The 13318-nt window shown below is 68.9% G+C and carries 8 protein-coding genes; 4 read left to right on the forward strand and 4 right to left on the reverse strand.

What is annotated here, in order from left to right:
* The first annotated feature begins 98 nt into the window (after nt 1-98).
* The gene (locus H7694_RS03305; RefSeq protein WP_193598129.1) at nt 99-2012 is read left to right on the forward strand and encodes a DUF4012 domain-containing protein; all 1914 of its coding nucleotides are present in this window, start codon (nt 99-101) and stop codon (nt 2010-2012) included.
* Between the two features lie 200 nt (nt 2013-2212).
* Here the strand turns inward: H7694_RS03305 and H7694_RS03310 are convergent, their stop codons facing one another.
* On the reverse strand, nt 2213-4039 hold the full coding sequence (locus H7694_RS03310; protein WP_193598130.1) for a DUF4012 domain-containing protein: 1827 nt from the start codon (nt 4037-4039) through the stop codon (nt 2213-2215).
* A 302-nt stretch (nt 4040-4341) separates the two neighbouring features.
* Here H7694_RS03310 and H7694_RS03315 point away from each other — a divergent pair, with 302 nt between their 5' ends.
* Nucleotides 4342-5769 carry a glycosyltransferase family 2 protein gene (locus H7694_RS03315; protein WP_193598131.1) on the forward strand — a complete coding sequence of 476 codons (1428 nt, stop codon included), beginning with the start codon at nt 4342-4344 and terminating at the stop codon, nt 5767-5769.
* 342 nt (nt 5770-6111) lie between these two features.
* Here H7694_RS03315 and H7694_RS03320 read toward each other — a convergent pair whose 3' ends face one another.
* From H7694_RS03320 to H7694_RS03330, 3 genes are all read right to left on the reverse strand, one after another.
* Entirely contained in the window at nt 6112-6957 is an 846-nt protein-coding gene (locus H7694_RS03320; protein ID WP_193598132.1) for a response regulator transcription factor, read from the reverse strand.
* Nucleotides 6958-7080: 123 nt separating this feature from the next.
* Nucleotides 7081-8205, reverse strand: coding sequence for a hypothetical protein (locus tag H7694_RS03325; protein ID WP_193598133.1), 1125 nt, complete (start codon nt 8203-8205; stop codon nt 7081-7083).
* Nucleotides 8202-9884: an MFS domain-containing histidine kinase gene (locus H7694_RS03330; protein ID WP_193598134.1), complete on the reverse strand. Its 1683-nt coding sequence runs from the start codon at nt 9882-9884 to the stop codon at nt 8202-8204. Before H7694_RS03330 ends, H7694_RS03325 begins: the two co-directional genes overlap by 4 nt.
* 72 nt (nt 9885-9956) lie before the next feature.
* Between H7694_RS03330 and coaA the strand changes: the two genes are divergently transcribed.
* Together coaA and glmS are read left to right on the forward strand one after the other, a co-directional pair.
* Entirely contained in the window at nt 9957-10907 is a 951-nt protein-coding gene (gene coaA, locus H7694_RS03335) for a type I pantothenate kinase (protein WP_193599047.1), read from the forward strand.
* Nucleotides 10908-11268: 361 nt separating this feature from the next.
* Complete coding sequence (glmS, locus tag H7694_RS03340; protein ID WP_193598135.1) at nt 11269-13113, forward strand: glutamine--fructose-6-phosphate transaminase (isomerizing); 1845 nt, start codon at nt 11269-11271, stop codon at nt 13111-13113.
* Nucleotides 13114-13318: the final 205 nt, after the last annotated feature.

A 13318-nucleotide genomic window follows, 5' to 3' on the forward strand; every position in this document is an offset into this window, starting at 1 on the left:
CCCAAACGGCCCCCGTTGATCTCGTCGAGTTCGTCTCGGCCCGCGCTGTGGCGCCGCACGCAACGGTAACCGATAGTTCGCCGCGGATCGACGACCCGATGCTGCTGCTCCAGCAGGCCTACGAGCAGATGCATACTGAGCGATCGCTGTCGGCCGCTGAGGACGCTGAGTCCGACACGGGGGACGGAGACGGAGTGAACGACGCTACTTCAACTCGTAAGCGCCGACGCCGGCGGTGGCCCTGGATCGTGCTCTCCATCCTTGTAGTCCTGATTCTGCTCGCTGGCGTCGGGCTGGTGTTCCTTCTGCAGGCGATGCAGGTTCGAGACGACCTTCAAGACGCGAAGGCCAGAATCACCGAGGTCGTGCCCCTCGTCAAGGCCGGCCAGACGGATGCCGTCGCGGCGACTGCATCCGATGTGCTCGAACTCACCCAGAATGCCGATGAGATCGTCGACGGTCCACTATGGCAGATCGCCGCAGCTGTTCCTTTCGTCGGTCAGAACGTCGCCGCTGTCAGTGAGACGACCAAGGCCACACACGTACTTGTCCGCGACGCAATGCCGATCGCCCTGGAACTGTTGGCGACGCTTGACGTCGAGAAGCTACGTGTCGAAGGTGGTGGCATCAACCTGCAGCCATTCCGTGACATCCAGCCGAAGCTCCCTCCTATCAAGGCGGCCTTCGGCGAGGCGAAGGCACATGTCGACACCATCGACCGCGATGCCATCCTGCCCTTCGTAGACGAGAACATCGGGCAGCTGATTGACATTATCGACCAGACCACGCCGCTCTTGACGACCGTCGAGAAGTACCTGCCCGATATCCTCTCGATCCTCGGTGATGGAGGTGAACGCACATACGCGTTGCTGTTCCAGAACAACGCGGAGAGCCGAGCGACGGGCGGCAACCCCGGAGCGGGTGCGATCATGACGATCACCGACGGCAAGGTGGAGATGCGCGAAGACCGTGAGGTGCTGCGCTACTACATGGCGGGTCAGAAGGGCTACTCTCCGCAGGAGATCGAAGCTGAAGAGAAGCAAAACCTCTTCGAACCCGACACTGGACGCTACTCGCAGAACTTCACGCGTCTACCGCATTTTCCCGATGCGGCAAGCATGTTCACTGGGCTTTGGACAGATAGGACGGATGGCCACCTCGATGGCGTCATCTCGCTCGATCCCGTGGTGCTGTCGTACATGCTGAGCGTCGCGGGCCCCGTGCAGATCGAGGGCGAGCGCGAAGCAGTCACTGCGGAGAACGCCGTGTCGCTACTCCTGTTCGATACCTACGAGCGCTTTGGCACCGATGGCCTCGCGTCAGACGAGTACTTCGCCAAGGTATCGTCCGCAGTCTTCAAGCACGTGATGGGTGGCGGCTGGGACCCCGTCGCCATGCTCGAGCAGCTGCAGAAGAGCGCCGAGGAGCAGCGACTGTATCTCTGGTTCACGAACGAGAGTGAGCAGGCCATGTCGATCGACCTCGGCCTGGACGGCGCAGTCGACGCGACCAACGAGGACTCCACGCAGTTGGGCATCTATCTCAACGACGCGTCGTACTCCAAGCTCGAGTACTTCCTCAGCACGTCGATGGCGGTCACATGCTCGGCCGAGAACCGCACCGTCACCACCAGCATCACCTTGAACAACGCCGTGCCGAGTGCGGATCTCAACGGATACACGCTGAACTGGCGTGGCAACAAGCTTGGCGTTCCGCGGACCACCATGGTCTTCGACGTGCTCTCGATGGCGCTTCCAGGCGGTCAGTTCGTCGCGACCGAGCCGGCCAAGGGCGACAAGAACGGCTGGGATCGCGAAGGCGTCTACAACGGCCGGGCGGCGAAGAGCCTCTTCATCACCGTGCCGATGGGGGAGTCGCGCACGGTGTCGTTCACATCGACGGTGCCTGAGGACGCGACGCCGCCATTGTCGGTGCGGTACACGCCTACCGTGACGCAGACGCCTGTGACGATCGATGCGTCGTGCGGGGAGATGTTCCCGGCGGGCGAGTGAGGTTGTAGGGCGGGGCGGCCCCTCGACAGGCTCAGGGACCCAGCGGGTTGTGGACGCTGGGGCCCTTCGATCCCCACGCCCACTCCACCCATCGCTTCGCGCTGCGCGGAGCCTCGAGGGCGCGTGGGCCCGGCTCAGGACCCGAGCGGCTCCGGCCCTTCGACGGGCTCAGGGACCCAGAGGGAGGGGTCAGGGACCAGTCAGTCGCAGGTGAGGGTGACGGAGGTCGGGCGCACCATAGGTGTGTGGCGCACCTCGACCGGGCCGTACTCGCCCGCGGCTCCGGTGAACGTCGCGACGACCACGTGGGTCTTGCCGGGACGGTTCTGAATCGGCACCTTCACGGCCGGGCGGCCCAGATGCGGCATCCCCTTGGCGCCTGACGGTGCACCGTCGACCGTCACACCGCTGAATGTCGCACCGACCGGACCGTACAGCACCAGATCCGTGCCGACGGTGCCCTTCGGGAAGAAGCGCGCCGGAGACACGTAGTGGGCGAGCCCGTCGGCCTGATCCGGCGCGAGGGTGTTCGTCAGCGTGGCTGTTGTGGTGAACACCGGTGACTCGGGCGCGGAGCACTGTGTCGACTGCGCGGCGATGTCGAGCTGCATGTAGTAGTCGAGCTTGCCTTCGGTGACATCGTTCACGTACACGCCGAGCATCGTCGACTCGGTGTTGTCGACCGGCAGCCGACCCGACAGCCGGCTCGTGGCGAGCAGCGCCGCCTCGGCCTCGTCCGACGGCGCATACAGCAGCCGCCCTTCGCCGACCGCCTTGGTCAGGCTGTCCAGCAGCGCGCGCGGCTGCACATCACCGGACGTGAGCGCATCGAACACTGACGCCGCGGCAGCGGCGAAGAACGCATCCTGCCGCTCAGGATCGGGCAGCAGCGAGTACACCTGGCTCAGCAGCAGCAGCACCACATTCTCGGCGTTGATCACGACGGGTTGGCCGCGGATCAGCAGTGGCTGTCCGTCGACCTGGACCTGTGTCGGACCGGTCGCCGCAAGAAGGTAGCTCAGCGCCACCGGGTCGAACGAGACCACGGCATCCACCGGCGTGCCGAACGATTCCGCCCAGAACGCCTTCACGATCGCGGCGGTCTCGGTGAAGTCGGGCGTCAGCGTCGTGTCCTGGATGTACCGGCCGATCTTCGTGCCATACAGCGCCGCCGTCTCGGCGGACAGCGGGATGACCGGTTGCGCTCGGCCGTTCTTGAAGTCCGTGCTCGACGCCTGCTGCCCGATGCTGATCCGGCCCTGATCGACATCGATCATCACGAGCGCGGCCGGGTTGCCACCCGTGCCCCGCGACTCGGCGTTGTTCTGGAACATCATCAGGTAGTGCCGGGGAGCCTCGGCGCCCAGCGCCTTGGGCAGCACCCCGAGGATCTCGGATGCCGGAGCCAGCATCGGCTGCAGCTCGTCGATCGCGCCGGTGAGCTGACCCAGCGCGCTGTCGACCTGGTCGATCAGCTCGTCGCGGTCGATCGACTCCAGATCCTCGGATGCGGTGTTCAGCGCCTTCGTGGCACGGTCGACGACGTCCTGCATGGCGGCGATGCCGGCCAGATCGATCGCGCCGTCGCGGGGCTTGAGCGCATCCAGCGACAGGCTGGTCGCGGGGACGAGTGCGTCGCGGACGAGATCGTCGGTCACCGCGGCCGCCGTGCGCACGGCGTACAGGTTGGGTCCGGCGACGGGAACCCACTCCAGGCTCTTCCACACGTCGTCGTCGGTCTGCTCGCGGGCATCGGCCGTGAGCCGGGCGAGCTGCGCCGCCGTGGCCTTCGCCGCATCGCCGTTGCCCGCGAGTACCTGGTCGGCTGCTGTGGAGGCGAGCGGCATCGCCTGCTCGAGCGAGCTCTTCGCCGCCATCGCCCGGTCGTACACGTGCTTGCCCAGCAGCGCAGCGACCCCGGCAGCGATCAGCAGCAGAACGAGGATGCCGATGGGAACCCACAGCCGGAAACGGCGTCGAAGCGGACGACGAGCGCGCTCGACGTGACCTTCCCCTCTGGTCGTCATCTGTTCATCGTATGAGGCGGCGGGTGTCTGGGCCCTTCGACAGGCTCAGGGACCGAGCAGTTGAGTGGGGCTGGGGCCCTTCGAGAGCCTCAGGGACCCAGCGGGGCGGGGCCCTTCGACAGACTCAGGGACCCAACAAGGCGGCAGGGTCAGGGATCCAGCACCCTCAGGGGGCCAGCGGGGGACGGATCTTGCGGAGATCTTGCGGTTGCGTCGCGGCGGCCTCGCGGTTACGCGGATGTCCATGGCGCAGGATCGAGCGTGCCGGGGCGGATCCGAACGCCCCGCAAGAAGGACTGGTCATGTCGTCTCCGTACCCGGGATCGAACCGCGCCGCCGAGGCCGGGCCCCTCGATGCCGCCGACATGCTCGACTGCTTCCCCGGCCCCTGCCTGACGATCGGCTGCGTCGTCGCGGCGAGCAACGACGAAGCCACCATCGCCGCGGTGATCAGCGCGCTGCTCTCGCAGACGCGGGTGCCCGATGTCATCCACGTGGTCGTCACCGGATCGTCCGACCGCACCGTGCCCACGGCATCCGCCTTCGCCGGCCCGCACGAGACCGTCACCGACCTCGGTGAGCAGTTCACCGAGGTCTTCGTGCACGACATCGGCCTCACGCCCGACGGGCGGGCAGGCGCCCTGAACTACGGCTTCGCCCTCGTCGAGGGCTACGACTACCTGCTCAGCGTCGACGGCGACACCGTCGCCGACCCGCACGCCCTCGAGCACCTCGTCACCGAGGCCCGCGCCGACTCGCGCATCGGCGGCATCTCGGCGATCCACACGATCACCCCGGCCCGGCGCACCGGGCAGCTGCGGCGGATGCTGCACACCGGCCAGCGCGCGCAGCTCGCCGACCGCACCCTGGGCAGCCTGCTGCGCGGCCGTGACGCGCCGGTGCTCGGCGGCGAGTTCTCACTGTTCGCCACCTCGGCGCTGCGCACGGTGATGGAGGCGACGCACCAGAGCACGCCGTGGCTGCGCGACGGCGACCTCGAAGACGCGCGGCTCACCCTGCAGCTGAAGACCGCCGGCTACTTCACCCGGATCAGCGCGCTCGCCCGCGCCGGCGTTCCCGCCCCGGCGACGCTGCGCGAGTACGACGCGCAGCAGGTCGCCGCGGCGTCCGGAGCCATCGAGCTGATGTGGCCAGGGCAGCGCGGCGACATCACCGGGCAGCCGCGGCATCCGAATCTGCGGCAGCGCTGGTCCGAGAACCTCGGCCTGCTCGCCGACCTCACCCTGCGCATCGGATTCGTGACGCTGGCGGTCGCCTCGCTGTCGGTCGGCGCGCTGCGCCTCTCACCGCTCTGGCTGATCCCGGTGGCGGTCGCGGTGCTGCTGAATCTGCGGATCGCGCTGTCGCTCGGCGACCGCCGGCCCGCCGACGTGCTGTTCGCGGCGCTGGTGTTCCCCGCCGAGCTCTTCCTGTGGGTGCGGCTGGGGCACTTCCTGCGGTCGTGGTCGCGGTTCTCGACCCGCGACCGCACCGACGGCTGGGTGCAGCGCACCGAGACCGGCGGACGCCGCGACAGCCGCTACTGGATGCCGTGGGTCGCGGTGACCGCCCTGATCGCCGTGCTCGTCGGCCTCTGGCTGCTGCTGCCGCCGGTCGTCCGCACCGGGGTGCTGGCCGTGGGGTGGCCGGCACTCGGCATCCTCGCCGCGGTGCGCACCGCCTTCATGATCTTCAAGCTGCTTCGACGGCATCGGGGGTATGCCGTATGACAGTGGCTTGAAACTGGGGAGGACTGGGGTCGCCGGGGAGGGGATGAACTCGGCGGAATCCGGGACGCGAGGGGCGGCCCGGGCAGACTCTGGGGCGACAGCCGCCAAGGGGACGGCTGACTGAATAGGGGATGGGGAGAGAGGCGTCTCGCCCCGCTCGCAGGCCACGGGGAGGGCAGGTGAGCGGGACGGGGCGCCTCGGCCCGTTCCGGGCCGGTGCGGTTCGGGCCGGATGCCGTCGGTCGGCCGTCGGGCGGATGTTGTTCCGGGCGGATGCTGTTCTGGGCCGATGCCGTTCCGGGCGGATGCCGTTCCCGGGCGGACGCGCTCAGGCGGACGCGATCAGGCGGATGCCTCGGAGGTGAGGCGGTAGCCCACTCCGCGCACCGTCTCGATGTACCGCGGCTGCGCCGGGTTGTCGCCGAGCTTGCGTCGCAGGTTGGTCATGTGCGCCTCGATCGCCCGCTTGTCGGCATCGCCGACGTAGTAGCTCGTGACATACGACTCACCGCGCAGCGCGAGGGCCAGATCGGTCTTGCTGCGCACCCGGCGCTTGGTCTCCATCAGCGCGCACAGCAGGTCGAACTCGGTGCGGGTCAGTTCGACCTCGCGTCCCTCGACGATCACGATGCGGGTGTCGGGGTTGAGCTGCAGGTCGCGGTGCCGGATCCACGGTCCGTCCGCCGGGTGGCCGGCGGCGGCGCCGACGGCATCCGTTCCGTGCCCGGCCGGCACCACGTCGACCACGCGCGCGGCGCCTTCGGCCATCGCGCCGAGCAGCGACGGGCCGACCGGCGCGGCGCCGATGCGCGGGCGGCGCAGCAGCGCCTCGATCCGCGCCCGCAGCTCGCGCGGACGGAACGGCTTGTTCAGGTACTCGTCGGCGCCCGCCGAGAGTCCGAGCACGACGTCGGCCTCCTCATCGTGCGCGGTGAGCATGACGATGTACGTGTCGCTCTGGGCCCGGATGCGGCGGGCCGCCTCGAAGCCGTCGATGCCGGGCATCGTGACATCGAGCGTCGTGATCAGCGGCTGGTGGTCGAGTACCGCCTGCACCCCGTCGAGCCCGTTGTCGACCGAGACCGTCGAGAACCCCGCCGACTCGAGCACGCCCGCCAGCAGGTGGCGCACGTCGGGATCGTCTTCGACGATCACCGCGGTCTTGGGGGCAGCGGACTCTTCGGACATCACAGGCGATCCTTCATCGGGGCGGTGCGGATGCGACAACATCGTCATGCTACAGGCGCGATGACGCCGATCCACGCGCGTAACCGCTCGCGCACGGTGGGCCGGATGACGGCATCCGGGTCGTCACTCGCCGGAGCCGCGGATGCGCTCCCACCGGTCGCCGCCCTTGGCGGATGCCGTCAGCGCGGCCTGGGCGGCCGAGTTCACGAGTTCGTCGAAGCCGTAGCCCGCCACCGACACCGGCGCCCAGCCGATGCTCGCCGACAGGCGCAGCTGCATCGGCTGCGCCCCGAGCGGGGCCGAGACCCGCTCGAGCAGCTCGGTCACCAGGTCGCGCACGCCGCCCTGCGGACGCGGCACGAGCACGAGGAAGCGTGAGGCGTTCATCCGCTCGATATCGGCATCAGCGGGGAAGACGCTGTCGATGTCGCGGGCAAATTTCTCTGACACGGCGTTGAAGGCCGAGGCGCTCGTGGCCAGGCGGATCTCATCCGGGTCGTCGAGCCGGATGTCGAGCAGCGCCCACCACTGGTCCTCCGCAGCCTGGGCGCGGTTCAGGCGGTTGCGCACGATGCGCTCGAAGTCGCGGTGCGGTGAGGGGTTCACCCCCGAGCGCGTGGTCAGCAGCAGCAGGGTGATCAGCGCGCAAGTGATGTAGACGTTCACGCCGATCAGGTTCAGCGTGCGGATGAACTGCAGGCTGTCGGCCGGCTGGATCTCACCGGACGCCTGGAACGCGGCGTTGATGATCGTGATCGCCGAGAAGACGACATAGGCGGCCGAGACGCCGATCAGCGGCAGAGCCTCGTCACGCAGCTGCGGCCCGAGCTTCATGAGGTCGAGGAAGATCAGCACGGCGAACACCGCGAGCGACGCGAACGCGATGCGGAACGAGATCGGGTAGATCCCCAGCGCAACGGCCGTGAGCAGGAATGCGGGCAGGATCACGACGACTGCGACCGACAGCGCCACGTACTGGCGGCGCAGCCCGCGGTAGGCGCGCAGACCCGACCAGATCAGTGGCATCGGCGCGATGGTCAGTGCCGAGCCGAGCGCGCGCAGCTGCTGCGGGAAGGGGGTGAACCCCTGGGCCAGCCACACGTACGACCCGACCATCGCCACCGCAAACGCGGCCGACCACAGTGCGGTCGCGCGGGACGGGCGGGGCAGGAATCCCAGGCCGATGAAGATGATCGTCGCGAGGGTGGAGAGCGCGATCAGCGGCATCGCGAGAGTCGACGTGATCATGCGGTCTTCCCTTGTGCGTTCGGGGTGGAGTCGTGGTCTTGCGTGGTCTCGGGGCCTGCGGGGAGCACGACGGTCACCTCGGTGCCCTGTCCGAGTTCGCTGCGCACCTCGAACCGGCCGTCGGCGGCCACGACGATCTCGCGCGAGATGCTCAACCCCAGCCCGGTGCCGGGGATGCCGCGCTCGCGGGCGAGCTCGGTGCGGAACTCGCGCTCGAAGATGCGCGGCAGATCCTGCTCCGAGATGCCGATGCCGGTGTCGGCGATGACCAGGGCGACCTCGCCCGGGGCCGGCCGGAACCCGCGCACCGAGATGCGCCCGCCGCGCTGGGCGTACTTGATGCCGTTGCCGACCACGTTGTCGACGACCTGACGCATGCGGAAGGCGTCGCCCGACACAGGCAGGCGCTCGTCGAGGTCGGCGTCGACAGCGATGCCGGCGGACTCGGCGGCCGGGGCGAAGCCCTCGAGCGATGCCCGGGCGAGGTCGGCGAGGTCGAAGTCGATCCCCGCTTCGTCGCGGCGCTGCGCCGGCGTGAGCAGGGCGTCGTCGATCAGCCGCTGCATCCGCCCTCCCGCTCGCTCGACCACCGTGAGCTGGTCCCGTGCCGACTCGGGCAGGTCCTCCCGCTCGAGCAGCAGGTCGATGTGACCGAGGATCGCGGTGAGCGGATTGCGCAGCTCGTGCGAGATCGTGCGCCGCTTGGCGTTCTCGCTCGCGCTGGGGTCGGCGGTCTGCGTGACATCCTCGACGACCAGCAGCAGGCCGTCGCCGGTGACGACACCGTGGTCGATCATCTTCGTCGACACCTTCACCGCCCGCCATTCGCCGTCCAGGCCGAACAGCCAGACGATCTCGTCGCTGAACTGCTCGCCGCGCGAGGCGCGGGCGATCGAGGTCTGATCGGACGGGATCGGCTCGCCGCGGCGGGCGCGGTACTCGACCGGGCGCACCGGGTGCTGCTGCGCCGCGCCGCCGAGGGCGTAGATCGTGCGGAACGTGTCGTTCGGCTCGTCGATCAGGCCGCCGTTGAGCACACGGGCGACGCCGATGTCGAGCGAGTTCATCAGCCGGCTGGTGCGCGCCTTCTGGTCGTTCACGCGCTGCAGGGCGTGCACGAGGCGATCCGACTGGGCGCGCAGCAGCCCGCGGATGGAGCGGTTGCGCCGCGAACCCACCGACGAGACCAGGCCTGCGAAGCCGAGGGTGATCATGAGCGTGACACCGTAGATGGTCGTCTCGGGCGTGAGCCCGCCCGCCAGCAGCCCGGCGATGTCGATCACGGCGATCAGCGAGAGCACGCCGATCAGCACGCCCATCGAGAAGTAGGTGCCGGTCCACACGACGGGGAACACCCACAGCACGGTCGCCACCGGCGCGCCTCCGGCAGCGACCACGCCGATGAACAGCACGTTCAGCACCGGCAGCGTGACCACGCCCGCCGAGCCGATGCGATGCCACGGAATCGCCAGCGAGATCACGGTGGTGAGGATGATCAGCACCAGGCCGATGCTGAAGAGCGGGTCCAGGAAGCGCTCCGGGGTAAGCAGGGCGACACCCACGCTGATCGTCACCACCGCGAACGCGATCACCAGCTGCCATTGCCAGATCGACCGGCACCGGCTGTCGCCGAAATACTGGGCCGCCGATGACGGGGGCACGGTGAACCCAGTCAGCATGGCGTCAGTCTATCGACGGGCGTGTCGCCGCCCGCGGCATCCGGCGCATTCGCGCCGTGGCGCGCCATTACGATGGATGCCGTGACCGCTGACGCCTCGCTGACTCTCTCGCCGTACCGCGAGATCGGACGTGCGGAATGGGCGCGCCTCGCCGCAGACCTCGATCAGCCGCTGAGCGAGACCGAGGTCGTCGGCATCCGGGGCATCGGCGACCGGCTGAACCTCACCGAGGTGCGCGAGGTGTACATGCCGCTGAGCCGCCTGCTCAGCCTGTACGCCAGCTCGATCCGCAAGCTCGGTGCGGCGACCAGCGACTTCCTGCACGAAGAGGACTCGACCACCCCGTTCGTGGTCGGCATCGCGGGATCCGTCGCCGTCGGCAAGTCGACCATCGCGCGCCTGCTGCGCGAGCTGATGAGCCGCTGGCCCGGCACCCCGCGCGTGGAGCTGGTCACCACCGACGGCTTCCTCTACCCGAACGCCGAGCTCGAGAGGCGCGGGCTGATGGACCGCAAGGGCTTCCCCGAGTCGTACGACCGTCGCGCGCTGATCTCGTTCCTCACCGAGGTCAAGAGCGGTGCCGCCGAGGTGCGGGCGCCGTTCTATTCGCACATGCGGTACGACATCGTCCCCGACGCGCACGTCGTCGTGCGCCGGCCCGACGTCGTCATCGTCGAGGGGCTGAACGTGCTGCAGCCGCCGCCCGCCCCCAACGACGTCGCCGTGAGCGACCTGTTCGACTTCTCGATCTACGTGGATGCCGAGACCGAGCACATCGAGCGCTGGTACACCGACCGGTTCCTGGCGCTGCGCAAGGGCGCGTTCAGCAACCCCTCGTCGTACTTCAACGTGTTCGCGCACCTCACCGACGACGAGGCCGTGACGACCGCGCTGGGCTACTGGCGCGAGATCAACATGCCGAACCTCGTCGAGAACGTGCTGCCGACGAAGCACCGCGCGACGCTCGTGCTGCGCAAGGGCGCCGACCACGCCGTCGAGACGGTGCAGCTCCGCAAGGTGTGAGGTCGGGGCGGGTCGGGTCGGCGTTCTTCTCGTTCTCTTCCTTGAGGTGGCGCAACACGCGGCATCCGGTGGGCGTGAGGCCACCATCTGTGACACCTGAACCGGGGGAGGGGTCGCCAGTCTTCCGCTCTTCCTCGTCAAGGTGGCGCAACACGCGGCATCCGGTGTGCGTGACGCCACCATCTGCGACACCTGAGCGGGGGGGGAGGGGTCGCTCGTCTTCCGCTCTTCCTCCTCGAGGTGGCGCAACACGCGGCATCCGGTGGGCGTGACGCCACCACCTGCGACACCTGAACCGGGGGAGCCAGGCCCTGGAGTTCGTTCGGCTCCCTTGCAAATTGCGCCGCTTATCCTTGAATCCATGTGTGGAATCGTCGGATATGTGGGCCCGCGGCCCAGCCAGGACATCCTGCTCGCCGGGCTCGCCCGCCTCGAGTACCGCGGCTACGACTCGGCCGGCATCGCCGTGATCGATGAACAGGGCGACCTGGGCATGCGCAAGAAGGCCGGCAAGCTGGCCGTGTTGCGCGACTCGCTCGCCGACGCCGCCCTCGGCGACGGCACCACCGGAATCGGCCACACCCGCTGGGCGACCCACGGTGGACCGACCGATGTCAACGCGCACCCGCACCTGGCCGACGACGACAAGCTCGCCGTCATCCACAACGGCATCATCGAGAACTTCGCCCCGCTGCGCGACGAGCTGATCGCCGAGGGCGTCACCTTTCTCAGCGAGACCGACACCGAGGTCGCCGCGGCCCTGCTCGGTCGCGAATTCCGTCGCACCGGCGACCTGCAGCAGGCGTTCCGCGCCGTCGTGAACCGTCTCGAGGGGGCGTTCACCCTGCTCGCGATGCACGAGGACCAGCCCGGTCTCGTCGTCGGCGCTCGCCGCAACTCTCCGCTGGTGATCGGCCTCGGCGAGGGCGAGAACTTCCTCGGCTCCGACGTCGCCGCCTTCGTCGAGCACACCCGCAAGGCGCTCGCGATCGGCCAGGACCAGATGGTCGCGATCACGCCGTCCGAGGTCACCGTCACCGACTTCGAGGGCAACGTCGTCGAGGCACAGCCGTTCGACGTGTCGTGGGACGCCGCCGCCGCCGAGAAGGGCGGATGGCCGTCGTTCATGGCCAAGGAGGTCGCCGAGCAGCCCGAGGCCGTCGCGGACACCATCCGCGGCCGCATCCAGGGTGATGACGTCGTCATCCCCGAGCTCGACGGACTCGACGACCTGTTCACCGGCATCAACCGCGTGATCGTCACCGCGTGCGGCACCGCCTCGTACGCGGCGCTCGTCGGCAAGTACGCCATCGAGCAGTGGGCGCGCGTGCCTGTCGACGTCGAGCTCGCGCACGAGTTCCGGTACCGCGACCCGGTGATCGGCGCCGAGACCCTCGTCGTCTCGATCAGCCAGTCGGGCGAGACGATGGACACCCTTATGGCCGTCAAGTACGCGCGCGAGCGCGGCGCGAAGACGCTGTCGATCTGCAACACACAGGGCGCGACGATCCCGCGCGAGTCGGATGCCGTCGTCTACACGCACGCCGGCCCCGAGGTCGCCGTCGCCTCGACCAAGGCGTTCTCCGCTCAGATCACCGCGCTGCTGCTGCTCGGTCTGCACATGGGCCGCGTGCGCGGCTCGCTGCAGAACGGCGCGGCCGAGGTTGCCGAGCTGCAGGCGCTGCCCGAGAAGGTCGCGCAGGTGCTCGCGGGCGAGAAGGAGCACGTCTCGCAGCTGGCCGGCTGGATGGCCGACACCCGCTCGGTGCTGTTCCTCGGCCGCCACGTGGGCTACCCGATCGCGCTCGAGGGCGCGCTCAAGCTCAAGGAGATCTCGTACATCCACGCCGAGGGCTTCGCCGCCGGCGAGCTCAAGCACGGTCCGATCGCCCTGATCGAGCCGGGCCAGCCGGTGTTCGTGATGGTGCCGTCGCCGCGCCACTCGGCCCTGATCCACTCGAAGGTCGTCTCGAACATCCAGGAGATCCGGGCCCGCGGTGCCCGCGTGATCGTCGTCGCGGAGGAGGGTGACGCCGCCGTGCTGCCCTACGCCGACGAGGTCATCCGCATCCCGCTGGCCGGCGCCCTGTTCGAGCCGGTGCTCGCGGTCGTCCCGCTGCAGATCTTCGCCATGGCGCTCGCCACAGCGAAGGGCCTGGACGTCGACCAGCCCCGCAACCTCGCGAAGTCCGTCACCGTCGAGTGATCTGACTCAGCGAACCGCCTCGGAGCCGCGTGCCCCGGGGCGGTTTCGCATTGTGGGGCCGTCCTGACGTCCGTTCGGGTGTCGCAAATGGTGGCGTCGGGTGGGGAGGATGCCGCGTGTTGCGACACCTCGAGAGGGAAGGGCTGGGGCGTCGGCGTGGCCGACCTCGGTTCGGGTGTCGCACATGGTGGCGTCGGGTCGGGAG

The organism is Microbacterium sp. YJN-G (assembly GCF_015040615.1).
GTDB lineage: Bacteria > Actinomycetota > Actinomycetes > Actinomycetales > Microbacteriaceae > Microbacterium.

Bases quoted from the DNA above. Each gene is read 5' to 3' on its own strand.
- H7694_RS03325 (WP_193598133.1), bottom strand. From the start codon at position 8,205: ATGATCACGTCGACTCTCGCGATGCCGCTGATCGCGCTCTCCACCCTC.
- H7694_RS03315 (WP_193598131.1), top strand. From the start codon at position 4,342: ATGTCGTCTCCGTACCCGGGATCGAACCGCGCCGCCGAGGCCGGGCCC.
- H7694_RS03320 (WP_193598132.1), bottom strand. From the start codon at position 6,957: ATGTCCGAAGAGTCCGCTGCCCCCAAGACCGCGGTGATCGTCGAAGAC.
- glmS (WP_193598135.1), top strand. From the start codon at position 11,269: ATGTGTGGAATCGTCGGATATGTGGGCCCGCGGCCCAGCCAGGACATC.
- H7694_RS03310 (WP_193598130.1), bottom strand. From the start codon at position 4,039: ATGACGACCAGAGGGGAAGGTCACGTCGAGCGCGCTCGTCGTCCGCTT.
- coaA (WP_193599047.1), top strand. From the start codon at position 9,957: ATGGATGCCGTGACCGCTGACGCCTCGCTGACTCTCTCGCCGTACCGC.
- H7694_RS03305 (WP_193598129.1), top strand. From the start codon at position 99: ATGCTGCTGCTCCAGCAGGCCTACGAGCAGATGCATACTGAGCGATCG.
- H7694_RS03330 (WP_193598134.1), bottom strand. From the start codon at position 9,884: ATGCTGACTGGGTTCACCGTGCCCCCGTCATCGGCGGCCCAGTATTTC.